The following is a 16686-nucleotide window of genomic DNA, read 5'->3' on the forward strand; positions in this document are numbered from 1 at the left end:
ATAAGGGCGTGTCATAAATAATGACACGCCCTTTTTATAATGGGGTTTTACTCGACCCACGCTCAGTTTGACTAAGAGGCTTTCTTTTGTGTTTTGGGTGGGTAAACCTTTACCAACTTTATCTTGTTTTCATCAACTTCGATGATTTCCATCAGCATGCCTGAGACGCGTACACTCACCTGGCTTTGCGGAATATCTTCTAAATGCTCGAGAATAAGCCCATTCAACGTGCGAGGACCATCAGTAGGTAGAGTCCACTTAAGACCTTTGTTGATGTCACGAATATTCGCACTACCTTCAATCACAAAGCTACCATCTTGCTGCGGGGTGATCTCATCAGAAAGGCTAGGGGCTATCGAGGTGGTAAACTCCCCCACAATTTCTTCGAGAATGTCTTCTAAGGTGATAAGACCCACGATGTCACCATACTCATCCACAATCAGGCCAATACGCTCTTTGTTGCGCTGGAACTTGAGTAGCTGAACATTGAGTGGTGTTGCTTCAGGGATAAAGTAGATTTCATCCGCTGAGCGGAGTAAAGTCTCTTTGTTGAACTCATTTTTTTCTAGCATTAAGCGATAGGCTTGACGCAGGCTTAGCATACCAACCACTTCATCAATCTGATCACGATACAGTACGATTCGACCATGTGGTGAGTGAGTCAGCTGACGTACGATAGACTTCCAGTCGTCATTGATATCGATACCCGTAATTTCATTACGTGGGATCATCAAGTCATTTACCGTCACGTGCTCAAGGTCAAGAATCGATACCAACATGTCTTGGTGGCGGCGTGGGATCATGCTGCCCGCTTCTGCGACGACCGTTCGCAACTCCTCAGTGCTGAGGTGGTCCTCAACCGTGTGTGACGCATTGAAGCCAAGCAGGCGAATAAACCCGTTGGTAATAAAGTTCACCAAAATGACCAGCGGCGAGAGCAGCTTCATCAGTAGAGAAAGTAAAATGCTGCTTGCGTACGAGACGCGCTCTGGGTGAATCGCCGCGATTGTTTTAGGTGTGACTTCGGCAAAAACCAATACAACTAGTGTGAGCAAACCTGTCGCAATGGCAACGCCGACATCACCATAGAGTCGAAGGCCAATAACAGTAGCGATAGCTGAAGCAAGAATATTGACAAGGTTGTTACCGATCAAGATAAGACCGATAAGGCGATCGGGGCGACTAAGAAGCTTCTCTACACGTTTTGCTCCTTTATGGCCTGACTTTGCTAAGTGCCTAAGGCGGTAGCGGTTGAGAGACATCATCCCTGTCTCTGAACCTGAAAAGTATCCTGATATAACAATTAGGGCGGCGAGTATGGCGAACAAAATGCCAGTCGATATGTCGTCCAATGTGTTAGGTGTCCTTAATTACAGTTTTGGTTAATTTATGTCCAACTCTTCCCAGAGTGTCAAGTTTCGATTGTCATCCTGTTAAGTGAGGATGATCTCTTTTACAAAGCGGCTACCAAAATAAGCAAGAGTGAGAAGGGCGGCACCAGCGAGAGCAAACCAAGTGATTTTCTTACCACGCCAGCCTTGGCGGTAATGTCCCCATAACAGCACAACATAGACAATCCAAGCGATAAACGAGAGAACAGCTTTGTGAGCTTTGCCTTGAGCGAACATGTCATAGACAAACCCATACCCTGTCATTAGTGTCAGAGTCAGTAAAACGGTGCCCACCGTAATGATCTTAAACAGCTGTCGCTCAACTAACATCAAAGGAGGCAGGTTAGGGTTAATCGCGAGTGCTTTCTTTTTCTTCAGCTTTTGATCCAGCCACGCTAGCTGAAGGGCATATAAGGCCCCAATTGTCAGCGTAGAATAGGCGAACAAAGCTAAAGAAATATGAATTAACAAACTTGGCGCATGCTCTAGGTGGGTAATAAAAGAGCCGGGCAAGAAGGCTGAAGCGAGCAGATTGATAATGGCAAACCCATAAGCTACGGGTAGCAAGAACCACACTCGAATCTTAAGCATTGAAAGGCTCAGTGCAAAGGTAACAATGAAACTGATTAGGGAAGCGACGTTTAGGATACGAAGGTTTTGCCCAGAACCATCGAGAATCAAGTCACTCAATAGCCATCCGTGAAGCACCAAAGCAGATACAGCGCTGATAAACACTGCTTTTGAGCGGATTCCCGTTTGTTGGATCAGTCCGGGAATGATGGTGGCGATGGCAGCAGCGTAAAAAAGAGCTGCAGCAAGAGCGATGATTTGGTCCATTATTCTAGAGTATTCTCTGAGCGTCTTGGTTAGAACCGCAAAGCGTATTCTTACTTGAATGTCAGTAGTATAACGTGCATCCCTCTTTGGGGCTATCAGCAATCTTGCTGATTATTGAGTGATTTAGACACCGATCCGGTCGCAAGGGTGTGAAGCCGAGGTTGGCTAAGGTATACTCATAGTAATGATCGCACAAAAGCGAAGAGAGAAAGATGTTTGATAATTTAACGGATCGTTTATCCAAGACGCTGAAAAACATCAGCGGCAAAGGTCGACTGACCGAAGACAATATTAAAGAAACCCTGCGCGAAGTGCGTATGGCGTTGCTTGAGGCTGATGTCGCATTGCCAGTGGTACGCGATTTCATCAAGCGTGTAAAAGAAGGCGCGGTAGGTGTAGAGGTTTCTAAATCTCTGACTCCTGGCCAAGAGTTCATTAAGATCGTTCAGCGTGAGCTAGAAGCGGTGATGGGTGAGTCGAATGAGGAACTCAATCTCGCAGCTCAGCCACCTGCAGTTATCCTCATGGCGGGCCTACAGGGTGCGGGTAAAACCACCAGTGTCGGCAAGCTGTCTAAGCTTCTTAAAGAGCGTGATAAGAAGAAAGTTCTGGTTGTTTCTGCTGACGTTTACCGTCCAGCGGCAATCAAACAGCTTGAAACCCTAGCGGGTGATATTGGTGTTGATTTCTTCCCTTCGTCAGCTGACCAAAAGCCGATTGATATCGCTAACGCTGCTATCGACCATGCGAAGAAGAAATTCTATGACGTGCTACTTGTCGATACTGCGGGTCGTCTTGCGGTTGATGAAGAGATGATGGCGGAGATCAAAGATCTTCACCAAGCTATCACTCCGGTAGAAACGCTCTTCGTTGTTGATGCAATGACGGGTCAAGATGCGGCAAACACAGCAAAAGCCTTCGGCGATACGCTACCACTGACCGGTGTTATCCTGACCAAGGTTGATGGTGATGCGCGTGGCGGTGCTGCGCTTTCTGTTCGTCACATTACTGGCAAGCCAATCAAGTTCTTGGGTGTGGGTGAAAAAACTGACGCACTAGAACCGTTCCATCCAGATCGTATCGCTTCACGTATTCTTGGCATGGGTGACGTACTGTCACTGATTGAAGACCTGCAAAAGAATGTCGACCAAGAAAAAGCAGAGAAACTGGCGAAGAAGTTCAAAGAGAAGAAAGGCTTTGACCTTGAAGACTTCCGTGAGCAGCTTGGCCAGATGCAAAACATGGGCGGCATGATGGGCATGATGGATAAGTTGCCGGGTATGGGGAACCTACCTGATAACGTCAAAGATCAAGTCGATGACAAGATGTTTAAGCAGATGGAAGCCATCATTAACTCTATGACGATGAAAGAGCGTCAACGTCCAGAGCTTATCAAGGGTTCACGTAAGAAGCGTATTGCTGCGGGCTCAGGCACGCAGGTGCAAGACGTGAACAAACTGCTCAAGCAGTTCACTCAGATGCAGAAGATGATGAAGAAAATGCAGAAGGGTGGCATGAAAGGCATGATGCGCAACATGCAAGGCATGATGGGCGGAATGGGTGGTATGGGCGGAGGCGGCGGCTTCAATCCATTTGGTCGCTAATCCAACCATAAACCTTTCAGCATATTTATTTTCAAGGTGTTAGCTAGGTCACAAACTAAACTCTGGTTTTATGTTGGTGAAAAAATAGCTAAACACCTTGCATTGATCTGGAATAAGAGTAAAATTCCGGAGCTTTATTTTGGCACGAGACCCCATACTGTTTTTTAAAGAGCGGTTTTTGGGGTTAATTTTATTTTTGAAAAAGCAAAGAGGACGACATGGTAACCATTCGTTTGGCACGTCACGGCGCTAAGAAGCGTCCATTCTATCAAATCGTAGTTGCGGACAGCCGTAACGCAGCAACTGGCCGTTTCATCGAGAAAGTTGGTTTCTTCAACCCAACTGCTAAAGGTCAAGAAGAAGGTCTACGTCTAGACCTAGATCGCGTTAACCACTGGGTTGGTCAAGGCGCATCTCTTTCTGACCGCGTTGCTAAGCTAGTTAAAGACGCTCAAAAAGCGGCTTAATTGAACAGCTTAAAATCGATGGAAGGTAAAGAAACAATGAGCAAGCAAGACGAAAAAATTGTTGTAGGCAAGTTTGGTGCTACCTATGGCATTCGTGGCTGGCTTAAAGTTTTCTCTTTCACAGATGAATCTGAAAGTATTTTCGATTACAGCCCTTGGTTTATTAAACAAAAGGGTGAGTGGGTTGAGTACAAAGTAGAAAGCTGGAAGCGCCATAACAAAGGTATGGTGGCTAAGCTGGAAGGTCTAGATATTCGTGAAGACGCGCATCTAATGACGAACTTTGAAATTGCTATTGACCCCGCGGTACTTCCTGAGCTGTCAGAAGATGAATTCTACTGGCGTGAATTGTTCGGTATGCAAGTAGTAACCACAAAAGGTTACGACCTAGGTGTCGTTTCAGACATCCTAGAAACGGGCTCGAATGATGTTCTGGTTGTAAAAGCGAATCTGAAAGATGCTTTCGGACAAAAGGAACGATTAATCCCGTTCCTTGAAGAGCAAGTGATCATTAAAGTTGATCGCGCAGCTCAACGGATCGAAGTTGACTGGGATCCTGGATTCTAGCTCCAAGTAATAAGGCGATAGAGCATGTGGGTTGGCGTAATTAGCCTGTTTCCTGAAATGTTCCGCAGTGTTACTGACTATGGAGTAACAGGTCAAGCGGTTAAAAAAGGTCTCTTATCGATTGAGACATGGAATCCTCGCGATTTCACTCACGATAAGCATCGCACTGTTGATGATAGACCTTACGGTGGTGGACCGGGTATGTTGATGATGGTACAGCCTTTGCGCGATGCCATTCATGCAGCAAAACAGGCCGCACCGGGTAAGACGAAAGTCATTTACCTTTCTCCTCAAGGTCGTAAGCTCGACCAGCAAGGAGTTGAAGAGTTGGCTACAAACAAGAACTTGCTTCTTATTTGTGGTCGCTATGAAGGGGTAGATGAACGCATCATTCAATCTGAGGTTGACGAAGAATGGTCAATTGGTGATTTTGTGATGACGGGTGGTGAGATTCCAGCCATGACGTTGATTGATTCAGTATCAAGGTTTGTACCGGACGTACTGGGAGACTTCGCGTCAGCAGAAGAAGACTCTTTTGCGAATGGTTTACTGGATTGCCCTCACTACACACGTCCTGAAGTGTTAGATGGACAAGACGTACCTGCGGTACTTAAGTCTGGAAACCATAAGGACATTCGTCGCTGGCGACTCAAGCAGTCGTTAGGCCGTACTTGGCTAAGAAGACCAGAGCTCCTGGAAAACCTAGCTCTGACTGACGAACAGGAACAACTGCTGGTTGAGTTCATCAAAGAGTATCGTTCTCAGCAAAGCAGTCAGTAACCTATTTAAATTAGTATCAGTTTATTCTAGGAATTAAAGAAAATGAGTAACATCATCAAAGCTCTTGAGCAAGAGCAAATGAAGCAAGACCTACCTACATTCGCACCTGGTGACACTGTAGTAGTTCAAGTTAAAGTTAAAGAAGGTGACCGTGAGCGTCTACAGGCGTTCGAAGGCGTTGTAATCGCTATTCGTAACCGTGGCCTTCACTCAGCATTCACAGTTCGTAAAATCTCGAACGGTGAAGGTGTTGAGCGTACGTTCCAAACTCACTCTCCAATGGTTGATAGCATTGAAGTTAAACGCCGTGGTGCAGTACGTCGTGCCAAGTTGTACTACCTACGTGAGCGTTCTGGTAAGTCAGCTCGTATCAAAGAGAAACTTGCTAAGAAGTAATGCTATTTATAGCGTTCTCATAAAAACGGAGGCCATCAGGCCTCCGTTTTTTTATGCGATAAGGAATATGTATTTTAAATACAGAATATGTGAGTGGCTAATATTGCAGTTCTAATGGTGTTATTCGCATGAAAATGAAAGATGATTTCAACCTTCAACCTTCAACCTTCAACCTCCCTCTAGTACTGATCCTCCGACCAACCATCGGCATCTGACATATCTGGCGCACCGGGAATGCTGTTTTCTTCGTCGGCCCATTCACCAAAGTCGATCATTTGGCATTGCTTGCTACAAAACGGGCGGTATGGGCTTTGCTCGCCCCATTCAACATCTTGGCCGCATTGTGGGCACGGAACAATGGTGGTTTTCTTGGTCATACTAAGCTCTTTGAAGATATAGGGTGATGAATTCAGTTTAGTTGCAAACGGCAAGCTCGAACGCAATGTTTTGATTGATGGCCTGGCCAGTACGGAAGTCGAGAAACTTAATTGCAAAGCGGTTTTTGTGGCCTGAAATCATTGGGTAGGCACCGTAGTGCAATGGAATCGTGAGGCGTAAAATATTCGCTTCTTCGGCATCGCTTTGAAAGAAGCCATTGTTAGCTTGCTGGTTGCGGAACTGGCCGGTTTCACGCGTGAGTTTTAGCCATAGATTTAGCGCCTCTTTGAGAGGCTGTAAGCTCCCTAACCAGCGTTGCACATCAGCTTGTTTTTCATCGCTACTTGAGTGTAGCCAGTGATGCAGAGCGGGTAGATCAAAACAGCAAGCCCCACCAGGTAGGTTAAAGCGTTGACGAATGGTGCTCAAGAAGCGATCTTCTTTGAGTGAATGACCAAAGCGTTCCGCAGATAACAAAGCAGAGTGTACTAAATCAATATCACCTAAGATCTTGCCTAGCATCTCTTGGTTGACGCCTTCGATGTTTAACCAGCTTTTGTAGGTGAGACGTTGTTTTTCCAAGTCTTTCGCCAATTCACTTTTTAGTTGAATCTGGTCGAAGATCTCAAGCAGATCAAACAGCGAGCGAAAGAAAAGCAGATGATGATCTCGAATCTCGAAACTGGATGATGAGGTTAACGTGTTGAGCAGGGATTCCACTCGCAAGTAAATGCGTGTCTTCTCATTTAGTGGGTGTTCAAACTTGGTTACGCTCATTCAATCTGCCTTATTAAACCGTGTCTACAACGTTCCTTGTTGGCGGTTTTTACTCGATGCCACAAACTTTGCGTGTAACGCCTCGATCTGCGGTAATAAACTGTCAGTATTACTATTATTTTTAATGATCTCGTCTGCAATAGCTAGTCTTTCTTGTCGATTTGCCTGAGAGTTGACAATGTTAAGTGCTTGTTCACGGGAGACCTTATCCCTTTCCATCGTTCGACTAAGTTGAGTCTCTTCATCAACATCCACAACCAGTACACAATCGGTCATAGATTGCAGACCGCCTTCTACCAGTAAAGGCACGACTAAAAGAACATAGCTTGATTGAGACTGCGCCACTTGATGCGCCATTTCTGCGCGAATTAATGGGTGTAGGGTTTCGTTTAGCCACTGCTTGTCATGCGGGGCGGCAAAAATACGCTCTCGAAGCTGACGCCTGTCCAGAGTGCCATCTGGGAGTAAAATGTCAGTGCCAAACTTCTCAACAATGGCACCTAGCCCTGCGGTGTTGGGCTCAACGACTTGCCGAGCAATGATGTCAGCATCAACGATGTCGATATTGAAGTGTTGATGAAAGAGATCGGCAACCGTCGTTTTACCGCTAGCGATACCGCCTGTTAAACCTACAACATATGGCATGTGATTAACCTAAAACGTAAGACCAGTAGACAGATAAGATGTGTTCGCCCCACAGCATTGCTATCCAGCCCGCGATGGCTAAATAAGGGCCAAATGGGAACGCTTTCTCTATTCCTTGCTTCTGCAGTCGCAATTGAATCAAACCGAAAACCAGTCCAACGACAGAGGAGAGCAGAATGATCATAGGCAGAGCTTGCCATCCTAGCCATGCTCCAAGGGCTGCGAGCAGTTTAAAGTCACCGTAGCCCATGCCTTCTTTGCCAGTGAGCAGCTTGAAGCCCCAGTAGACACTCCAAAGAGAGAGGTAGCCGGCCATTGCGCCCACAACGCTATCTTGTAGGCTCACAGGACTGAACTCAAATAGTGCAAGAGCAATCCCTCCCCACATCAAAGGCAAGGTCAGTTGGTCTGGGAGTAGCATAGTATCGAGGTCGATAAACGTGGCTGCAACTAAGGTAAAGGTAAAGAACAGCAAGGCAATGGCGTAACCACTAAATCCAAAGTGGCTTGCAACTAAGTAACACAATAGTGCGGTGGCCAATTCAATCAGCGGATAGCGTGGGCTGATCTTACTCTGGCATTTATGGCAGCGCCCACGCAGCAACAACCAACTAATAACTGGAATATTATCAATAATACGGATTGGCGTTTTGCAGTTCTGGCAGCTTGAGTTTGGTTTGCTGAGTGTCAGCGTTTCGGTTGGCTTGGGAATATTGTATTCAGGAAAGTACTCTGCGCACTCTTTACGCCAATCGAGCTCCATCATTTTTGGCAGGCGGTAGATAACCACGTTTAAGAAACTGCCGACAATCAGACCGAAAACCGTAGCAAAGGCGACAAATAACCACGGGTAATAGATAAACACATCCATATTTGCACTCAAACTCAGAGAAACATAACAAGCGAATTCATGAGCTTGTTATCACTGCAGCTCATTAGGCGTTAACACCACCTAACGTAGCCAAGGAAATACTTATCCTAACACACTCATAAGGTTAAAGATCGGCAAATACATCGCGACTACAAGGCCACCCACCACTATCCCAAGAAAGACGATGATCAGAGGCTCGAGTATCTTGCCGAGATTGTCGACGGTGTTGTCCACCTCGAACTCGTAGATTGACGCGACTTTATTGAGCATATCGTCCAACTTGCCAGACTCTTCGCCAATCATCACCATTTGCAATACCATCTCAGGAAAGGCGTTGGTGTTGCGCATTGCAATGTACATTGGGACTCCGGCGGCAGTGTCGCGGTGAACGTCATCAATGGCCGCTTGATAGTGCATGTTGCCTGCGGTTTTTGCGGTCGTTTTCAAACTCGAGAGTATCGGAATACCGGCGCTAAAGCTGGTGGCGAGTGTGCGGCTGAACTTGGCAATTGAGGCCTTGCTCAAGACCTCTCCGATGATTGGGAGCTTGAGCCCAAGTCGACTGGTGTGAAGGTTTATTGCTTGGGACTTTTGCCTTAGCAGTTTCATTCCGATAAACAGGCTCGCGCAGGAGACGGCAATCCACAGGCTATATGCCTGCACCCAATGAGAAAGGTAAAGAACCTGTTGGGTAAACCAAGGCAGCTCCGCGCCGAAGCCTTTAAACATCGATTCAAATTCCGGGATCACCATTGTTAACATCAGATAAGAGACACCCAGTGCAACCAGCACCACCATCGAAGGGTAGATTAGAGCTTTGATCACTTTTGCTCTTAGTTGCTCACTTTTTTCTCTGTAGGTGGCGAGGCGCTCAAATACCTGAGCCAAATTACCGGATTGCTCACCGGTAGCGATAAGATCAACATACAATGCATCAAAGTGGGCGCTCGCCGTTCGCATCGCCTTCGACATCGGTGTGCCAGCTTCTACCCCTTTGCTTATCTGGGTCAGAATAGACTTCATTTCGGCTTTGCGGTGGTTATCAGCAACCAATTTGAGTGCTTGAACGATGGGCACGCCAGTGGTCAACATGGTAGCAAGTTGGCGAGTGAGCACGGTGATGTCTTTGGTGTTGACGCGATGGGTAAGTTTTGTCAGTAATGACACGCTGCCTTTTTTGACTTTCTTGATGTTGATGTGCTGCTCTTTGAGTTTATCGCGTACCTCTAGTTCACTTAATGCCAGTATTTGCCCAGACACTTTTTTTCCATTGTTGTTGATACCACGCCAGCGATAGTTTTTGAGCTGATGCTGTTGATTTGATTTCATTGTGACTTCCGTATGTTGAGAGCGACTTCCGTGTGTTCAGAGTGAATTCCGTGCGTTCAGAGTGACGCATCGAGGGCTAGAGATATAAAACGCGTTGGAGCTCTTGTAGGCTAGTGACCCCTTGCTGGAGTTTTTCGATACCGGATTGCTTGAGTGTGTTCATGCCGTGACGCACGGCGATCGATTCAATTTCAGAGACGCTGGCACGATTGAGGAGTGCGTTGATAAGATCTTGATTGAATGCCATCACCTCATAAACTCCTACACGCCCCGCATAGCCCGATGTGCATTCGGTGCAGCCTTCGGGGTTTGCTTGATAAATACCCTGCGATTCAGTAACACCAATCGCGTGCAGAGTGTGAGCGTCTTGATGGGGCCGCTTGCAGTGTGCGCATAATCGCCGAGCAAGACGCTGGGCGATTATGAGACTAAGCGAGGAGGCCAAATTAAACGGCTCTATCCCCATATTGCTTAAGCGAAAGATAGATTCCGCGGCAGAGTTAGTATGCAGCGTAGACAGAACTAAGTGCCCTGTTTGTGCGGCTTTGACCGAGATCTCAGCGGTTTCTAGATCGCGGATCTCCCCAACCATCACAATGTCTGGATCTTGGCGCAGAAAAGATCGCAGTGCTTGAGCAAAGCCAAAGCCGATTTTGGGTTGCACTTGAACCTGATTGATCCCGGCGAGGTTGATCTCAACCGGGTCTTCGGCGGTGGAAATATTCACTTCAGGGGTATTGAGTATTTTTAGGCCGGTATAAAGTGAGACGGTTTTCCCACTCCCTGTCGGCCCCGTCATAAGGATCATACCTTGTGGTTTCTTGAGTGCGTTCAAGTAGAGCTGTTTTTGCTGGGGGTTATAGCCGAGTTTGTCGATGTCTAGGCTAGCCGCGCTACTATCAAGCAGTCGCAGTACGATTTTTTCTCCCCATAATGTCGGCAAGCTTGATACACGCATGTCGATAGCGGTCTGGGCGTTGAGGCGCAGCTTGATACGTCCATCTTGCGGCAAGCGCCGTTCCGCAATATCGAGCTTGGCAAGAATTTTGATGCGAGCAGAGAGGCGCCGACTGAGCTGTGATGAGGGTTTTTGTACCTCTACCAGAATACCATCGCAGCGCAGGCGCACTCGATAGGCCTCTTCATAAGGCTCAAAGTGAATATCTGACGCACCTTTGCGCACCGCATCAAGTAAGATTTGATTGATAAAGCGACTAACTGGTGACTCGTCTTGGCTGAGATCTTCAATGTTCTCAATCTCATCTTCACTCAGCTCAACCAGCTGCTCCAGTTCATCTTGGCTGATCTCTTTGCTGCGATTTTCTGATTTATCCAGCGATTGCCCATAGAGACGCCGAATGGTGGCTTTGAGGGCAGAATGATCTGCCAGCGCCAGCTCGACTTGCATGCCTGTGGCAAAACGAAACTCGTCTTCGACATCGATGCAGGTCGGATCGGCAATCGCTAGCGTTAAGTTAAAACCATCACTGACAATAGGTAGAGCCTGATAGCGAGTGATCAGCTCACGCAACCCAAGTTGCTGGCAAAGGGGAAGGTAATCGTAGCGTGTTAACGCAACTTCTGATAACCCAAAAATCTGACTTAGGTGATCCGTCAGCTCATTGGGTTCAAACAGGTGAAGATCGAGCATTGCCTGTGGTGCAGTAACACCCTGGCTTCCAATATGCTCGATCACCTGTTGCTCTTGCGCCAAGCTGATTAGGCTAGCTTGGCGCAGGATTGAGGGGAGGTTGGTCATTTGGTTAAGGTTTACATGCTTTTGGTATTTCATTAGCTTCTAACTTGTTGTTAGTTGTGAAGCTGCAACTCCATCCGCTATTTGCTTTTGCTAAGGAGACAAAAGCGGTTTCAATTGAAGAATTAGAATTGAATTGAAATTTAATTGTCCCGTTGGCGCCACTAATTGATTCAAAGGATAGTGTACCTAGTTTATTCATTGTTGTAGAGGCTCCTACTGCCGTAAAGCCAGTTGAATCATTTGTGGGAAAACTGCCTTTTTCCTGAATAAACATATCCACATTTGTTACCAAAGATTTTGCTGTAGCTAAGCCAGTAGCTGCTTCAGACTTTTTTACGTAATTTTGATAAGCAGGAATAGCTATAGCCGACAGCACCCCAATAATCGCCACCACAATCATCAACTCAATCAACGTAAAACCTTTCTGTTTAGTTCGCTTCATTTTCATCTCCATCTGTATTCGCGAAAGTGCTAGCAGAATAAAATCACAGCCAAAGTGTGAGTATCGGAGTTGATGTGTTGCGCGAGTGAGACGCAAAAAATTGATGTAAATGAGAAAATGGTGAATGGGAAGATTCGAGTGAGATCAAAAAAGGGGAGTAGGTGAAGAGCGGAATACAGATTTCAGAGTACAGAAGGTGTGCGGCTTGAGATTCAAAAAAACTATCAATTTAGAGAAGGCTGAATCGGCGGTACTTGACAGTATTCGTTTTAAAGGCAGCCTATCTGTATTCTGTATTCTGTATTCTGTATTCTGTATTCTGTATTCTGTATTCCCCAAAAACCAAAAAAGCCGGCAAATCAGCCAGCTTTCTCATCTATCCACGTTTCACGTTACGCGATTATTTAAAACGCATAGAAAGGTCCATCGCTTTTAAGTGCTTGGTTAGCGCACCAACCGAGATGTAATCTACGCCTGTTTCAGCGAATTCACGAATCGTTTCTAGTGTTACATTGCCAGAGTTTTCTAGGGCTGCGCGGCCAGCATTGATAGCGACAGCTTCACGCATCATATCGGTGGTGAAGTTGTCTAACATGATAATGTCAGCGCCAGCTTCAATCGCTTGTTGTAGCTCTTCAATGCTTTCAGTCTCAACTTCAACAGGTTTACCAGGGTTAAGCTCTTTCGCGGTCGTGATCGCTTGGGTGATGCCGCCACAGGCAATGATGTGGTTTTCTTTGATGAGGTAAGCATCAAATACACCGATACGGTGATTGTAGCCGCCGCCGCAAGCGACAGCATATTTTAACGCGCTGCGTAGGCCCGGGATGGTTTTACGCGTATCTAGCAGGCGGCAATCTGTGCCCTCTAGTTTGGAGGCATATTCAGCAACAGTCGTTGCACAGCCTGAAAGTGTTTGAATGAAGTTCATTGCATTGCGCTCGCCAGTAAGCAGCGCGCGTGCTGGACCTGTCAGTGTGCACAGGGTTTGGTTTGGCTCTACTTTATCGCCATCTTGCACGTGCCATTCAATGGTCACCTCGCCACCGAGCTGTTTAAAGACTTCATCAGCCCACGCTTGACCACAGAACACGCCATGCTCTCGGGTGATGATGGTCGCGGTATTGATTGCGTCTGCCGGAATAAGAGTTGCGGTAATGTCCACTGAAGCGTCAAGCGTACCACCTAAATCTTCGCGCAGGGTATCTGCGACTGCTCGGGTGATCTCTTGAGGAAGTTGCTGCTTAAGGTAATCAAGACGCTCTTGGCTGTTGTGTGTGTTTTTCATCGCAAATCTTATTGGTAACAGAAGATGGCGCAAATGATACGCCTAGCGGACAAAAAATTCAGCTCAAAAATACCGAAAAATACATGCTCGGGGTAAACTCAACCCAAAGCAGTTGGAATTAGAGCAAAAGAATGATTGATCAAAACGGTTGGTATAGCGCAGCAAGGCATGTCCCGTCTCCGCACTTTAATCAACGCGAAGATAAAGAGGACATCTCGCTGTTGGTAGTGCACAACATCAGTTTACCACCTGGGAAGTTTGGTACGCCTTACATCGAGCAATTCTTTACTGGCAAACTGTGCGCGCAAGAACATCCGTTTTTTGCCCATATCGCAGCGTTGCAAGTTTCTGCACATTGCCTTATCCGTCGTGATGGGGAGGTGGTGCAGTTCGTCTCTTTTCAAGACCGAGCGTGGCATGCAGGCGTGTCCTCTTTCGCAGGACGCGATAAATGCAATGACTATTCCATCGGTATCGAGCTTGAAGGCACGGATAATACTGCCTACACCGAAGCGCAATATCAGGCTTTAGCGCAAGTGACAAAACAGTTAATGCAGCGTTACCCTAAAATGACGATACAACGACTGACTGGGCATCAATATATCGCGCCGATGAGGAAGAGCGATCCGGGGTTGGTGTTTGAATGGGGGAAGTTTCGTCGCTTAATTGTGGAAAGCTAGAATACAGAATACAGAATACAGAATACAGAATACAGAATACAGAAGGGGGGGCTTTCTCTGTACTCTGAAATCTGTATTCTTGTTTTGGCTATAGAGACTCCGAATACTCCGTCAACACCTGCTCAACCCACCCTGCAATACGTTCATCACTCAGTTCGTATTGAGAGTCTTCATCCAGTGCCAGTCCAACAAATTGAGAGCCATCTTCAGTCAGGGCTTTTGAGGCTTCAAACTCATAGCCTTGGTTGGGCCAGTAACCGATGATGTTTGCGCCGGTGGTTTTAATCTCGTCGTGGAGCAGGCCCATCGCATCGAGGAACCATTCGCCATAGCCTTCTTGATCGCCTAAGCCGAATAACGCGACGGTTTTGCCCTTTAGCGACACGCCACCGATTTGCTCCCATAATGCACTCCAGTCCTCTTGGATTTCACCGAAATCCCAAGTTGAAATTCCGAGTATAAGCAAATCATAGCCGTTCATTTGCGACAACGGTGTTTCTTTTACATTGTGTAGTGTGATCAGTTCATCACCGATAATTGCGCGCATCTTTTCTGCTGCCATTTCGGTATAACAAGTTGTTGAGCCGTAAAACAAACCAATTTTCATTATTTACTTTCGCGTTGTTTCTATCTGACAGCATATAAGCATACATTTTTATGGCATTCAAACAGACTCTCGCTTAACCTGTGGCCAAGAGTAAGGTTAAGATGCTTTTTTGTTGGAGAAAAAGTGGACAATAACAACACCACCCAACTAGCCAGTCCAGATCACGGTATCGTCGAGCAGTTTCTTGATGCAATGTGGATGGAGCGTGGCTTATCTGAGAATACCCTCGCGTCTTATCGTAATGACCTGATGAAGCTACTACAGTGGATGGGGGCGCAAAACTACCGCCTCGATTTTATTAGCTTATCGGGCCTACAAGACTATCAAGCGTGGCTGGTGGATCAGGATTACAAACAGTCGTCTCGCGCAAGAATGATCTCTGCAATTCGCCGATTGTTTCAGTACCTGCATCGAGAAAAAATTCGTGGTGATGACCCATCAGCATTGATTGTCAGTCCTAAACTGCCCTCTAGGTTGCCGAAAGATCTTTCTGAGGAACAGGTCGATGCTCTACTTGATGCACCAGACCCTAATGACCCTCTAGAGCTGCGCGATAAAGCTATGCTTGAGCTGCTGTACGCAACGGGTCTGCGTGTTACTGAGTTAGTGAGCCTGACAATGGAGAACATCAGCTTGCGTCAAGGTGTAGTTCGCGTTGTGGGTAAAGGTGGCAAAGAGCGTTTGGTCCCTATGGGTGAAAATGCGGTAGATTGGATTGAAACTTTTATAGCGAATGGTCGGTCTGATTTGTTAGGGGAACAAACGTCGGATGTGGTATTCCCCAGCCGGCGTGCCAAGCAGATGACCCGACAGACGTTCTGGCATCGTATTAAACACTATGCGGTGAGAGCGCAAATCGACACAGATAAACTCTCGCCTCACGTTCTGCGCCACGCCTTTGCAACGCATCTATTAAATTATGGGGCAGACTTGCGTGTGGTACAGATGTTGTTGGGTCACAGTGACTTATCAACCACACAAATATATACACACGTCGCGACGGAACGTCTTAGACAGATCCACAGTGAGCACCATCCTCGCGCGTAATGACAATCAATTTTTCAATGTTATAGGAAGACACTATGCGTTTTTTACGCCCAGTTTCATTACTCTCAGCTTCTCTATTTGTTGTTGCATGCAACGCAGAGGAGAGTGTTTCAGCTCCAGCGGCGCCAGCGGCCGAAAAAATGATGATCTCTGATTCATTTGATAAAGCAGCGCTAATCCAAAAGTTTACGGCTCTTCGTTTGCAGGTTTCTGATATTGTTCCTGCAGACATCCCAGGTTTATTAGAGGTGCAAACATCAAGCGGTGTGCTGTTTAGCTCGCTCGATGGCGAACACTTCATTGCTGGTACCTTGTATGGCTTTGATGGTGACGGCAATGTTGAAGATATCCTCGCCAAGCGCCAGCAACCGAAAAATGCTGAGCTGATTGCTCAATATACCGATTCAATGATTGAGTTTAAGGCTGATGACGAAAAGCATGTCTTGACCATCTTTACTGATATCACCTGTGGTTACTGTGTCAAACTGCACAATGATATGGGTGAGTACAATAAACGCGGTATCACTGTTCGTTACCTTGCTTACCCGCGCCAAGGCCCTCAAGGCCCAGTAGCAGAGCAAATGGCACAGATTTGGTGTGCCGATGATCAACAGGCAGCGATGCACAATGGCAAGGTTAATCGCCAATTCCCAGAGCGTAATGACCAGTTTGAGCAGTGTTTAGATACCGTTCAGCAAAGCTTTGCATTGGGTCGTAAGCTGGGCATTTCTGGTACACCTGCACTGTTTACAGAGAGTGGTGAGTTGATCAGTGGTTACATGCCACCAGAGGCCCTGATTAAGCAATTAGATAAACAGTAA

Annotated in this window: 19 protein-coding genes; 8 read left to right on the top strand and 11 right to left on the bottom strand. The window is 46.7% G+C overall.

All coding sequences use genetic code 11. The features are described from left to right. Nucleotides 1-71 precede the first annotated feature (71 nt). Entirely contained in the window at nucleotides 72-1352 is a 1281-nt protein-coding gene (locus QWZ05_RS15260) for an HlyC/CorC family transporter (protein ID WP_264877890.1), read from the bottom strand. A gap of 81 nt (nucleotides 1353-1433) precedes the next feature. Beyond that, nucleotides 1434-2228 (bottom strand): cytochrome C assembly family protein, encoded by a 795-nt coding sequence (locus tag QWZ05_RS15265; protein WP_290299244.1) that lies wholly within the window; start codon nucleotides 2226-2228, stop codon nucleotides 1434-1436. 212 nt (nucleotides 2229-2440) lie between these two features. On the opposite strand from QWZ05_RS15265, the gene ffh reads away from it, so the two are divergent. The 5 genes from ffh (at nucleotide 2441) to rplS (ending at nucleotide 6042) form a co-directional block, all read left to right on the top strand. Continuing rightward, nucleotides 2441-3832 (top strand): signal recognition particle protein, encoded by a 1392-nt coding sequence (ffh, locus tag QWZ05_RS15270; RefSeq protein ID WP_264877892.1) that lies wholly within the window; start codon nucleotides 2441-2443, stop codon nucleotides 3830-3832. A gap of 218 nt (nucleotides 3833-4050) precedes the next feature. Continuing rightward, nucleotides 4051-4299, top strand: a complete 249-nt coding sequence (gene rpsP / locus QWZ05_RS15275; RefSeq protein ID WP_005438039.1) for a 30S ribosomal protein S16 — start codon at nucleotides 4051-4053, stop codon at nucleotides 4297-4299. A 36-nt stretch (nucleotides 4300-4335) separates the two neighbouring features. Then, complete coding sequence (rimM, locus tag QWZ05_RS15280; protein WP_264877893.1) at nucleotides 4336-4866, top strand: ribosome maturation factor RimM; 531 nt, start codon at nucleotides 4336-4338, stop codon at nucleotides 4864-4866. Nucleotides 4867-4890: 24 nt separating this feature from the next. Further along, nucleotides 4891-5646: a tRNA (guanosine(37)-N1)-methyltransferase TrmD gene (trmD, locus tag QWZ05_RS15285; RefSeq protein ID WP_264877894.1), complete on the top strand. Its 756-nt coding sequence runs from the start codon at nucleotides 4891-4893 to the stop codon at nucleotides 5644-5646. A 42-nt stretch (nucleotides 5647-5688) separates the two neighbouring features. Beyond that, nucleotides 5689-6042, top strand: a complete 354-nt coding sequence (gene rplS, locus QWZ05_RS15290) for a 50S ribosomal protein L19 (protein ID WP_164649137.1) — start codon at nucleotides 5689-5691, stop codon at nucleotides 6040-6042. A 179-nt stretch (nucleotides 6043-6221) separates the two neighbouring features. On the opposite strand, the gene yacG is transcribed toward rplS, so the two are convergent. The 8 genes from yacG to nadC all read right to left on the bottom strand — a co-directional run bounded on the left by yacG (nucleotide 6222) and on the right by nadC (nucleotide 13531). Continuing rightward, on the bottom strand, nucleotides 6222-6419 hold the full coding sequence (yacG, locus tag QWZ05_RS15295) for a DNA gyrase inhibitor YacG (RefSeq protein ID WP_264877895.1): 198 nt from the start codon (nucleotides 6417-6419) through the stop codon (nucleotides 6222-6224). Between the two features lie 37 nt (nucleotides 6420-6456). Beyond that, the gene (gene zapD / locus QWZ05_RS15300) at nucleotides 6457-7197 is read right to left on the bottom strand and encodes a cell division protein ZapD (RefSeq protein ID WP_264877896.1); all 741 of its coding nucleotides are present in this window, start codon (nucleotides 7195-7197) and stop codon (nucleotides 6457-6459) included. 24 nt (nucleotides 7198-7221) lie between these two features. Further along, nucleotides 7222-7842 (bottom strand): dephospho-CoA kinase, encoded by a 621-nt coding sequence (gene coaE, locus QWZ05_RS15305; protein WP_264877897.1) that lies wholly within the window; start codon nucleotides 7840-7842, stop codon nucleotides 7222-7224. A 4-nt stretch (nucleotides 7843-7846) separates the two neighbouring features. Beyond that, on the bottom strand, nucleotides 7847-8713 hold the full coding sequence (locus QWZ05_RS15310; protein ID WP_290299250.1) for a prepilin peptidase: 867 nt from the start codon (nucleotides 8711-8713) through the stop codon (nucleotides 7847-7849). A gap of 102 nt (nucleotides 8714-8815) precedes the next feature. Continuing rightward, complete coding sequence (locus QWZ05_RS15315) at nucleotides 8816-10042, bottom strand: type II secretion system F family protein (protein ID WP_290299252.1); 1227 nt, start codon at nucleotides 10040-10042, stop codon at nucleotides 8816-8818. A 76-nt stretch (nucleotides 10043-10118) separates the two neighbouring features. Further along, complete coding sequence (gene pilB, locus QWZ05_RS15320) at nucleotides 10119-11801, bottom strand: type IV-A pilus assembly ATPase PilB (RefSeq protein ID WP_290300809.1); 1683 nt, start codon at nucleotides 11799-11801, stop codon at nucleotides 10119-10121. A gap of 4 nt (nucleotides 11802-11805) precedes the next feature. Next, nucleotides 11806-12243, bottom strand: a complete 438-nt coding sequence (locus QWZ05_RS15325; RefSeq protein WP_353958894.1) for a pilin — start codon at nucleotides 12241-12243, stop codon at nucleotides 11806-11808. A gap of 400 nt (nucleotides 12244-12643) precedes the next feature. After that, entirely contained in the window at nucleotides 12644-13531 is an 888-nt protein-coding gene (gene nadC / locus QWZ05_RS15330) for a carboxylating nicotinate-nucleotide diphosphorylase (protein WP_264877902.1), read from the bottom strand. Between the two features lie 131 nt (nucleotides 13532-13662). On the opposite strand from nadC, the gene ampD reads away from it, so the two are divergent. Beyond that, nucleotides 13663-14211, top strand: coding sequence for a 1,6-anhydro-N-acetylmuramyl-L-alanine amidase AmpD (gene ampD, locus QWZ05_RS15335; RefSeq protein ID WP_290299256.1), 549 nt, complete (start codon nucleotides 13663-13665; stop codon nucleotides 14209-14211). 88 nt (nucleotides 14212-14299) lie between these two features. On the opposite strand, the gene fldB is transcribed toward ampD, so the two are convergent. Next, nucleotides 14300-14818: a flavodoxin FldB gene (gene fldB / locus QWZ05_RS15340; RefSeq protein WP_290299258.1), complete on the bottom strand. Its 519-nt coding sequence runs from the start codon at nucleotides 14816-14818 to the stop codon at nucleotides 14300-14302. Nucleotides 14819-14941: 123 nt separating this feature from the next. Between fldB and xerD the strand changes: the two genes are divergently transcribed. Continuing rightward, on the top strand, nucleotides 14942-15865 hold the full coding sequence (gene xerD / locus QWZ05_RS15345; protein ID WP_264877905.1) for a site-specific tyrosine recombinase XerD: 924 nt from the start codon (nucleotides 14942-14944) through the stop codon (nucleotides 15863-15865). Nucleotides 15866-15900: 35 nt separating this feature from the next. Then, complete coding sequence (locus tag QWZ05_RS15350; RefSeq protein ID WP_290299260.1) at nucleotides 15901-16686, top strand: thioredoxin fold domain-containing protein; 786 nt, start codon at nucleotides 15901-15903, stop codon at nucleotides 16684-16686.

Source organism: Vibrio agarivorans (assembly GCF_030409635.1).
In the GTDB taxonomy this organism is placed as follows: domain Bacteria; phylum Pseudomonadota; class Gammaproteobacteria; order Enterobacterales; family Vibrionaceae; genus Vibrio; species Vibrio agarivorans.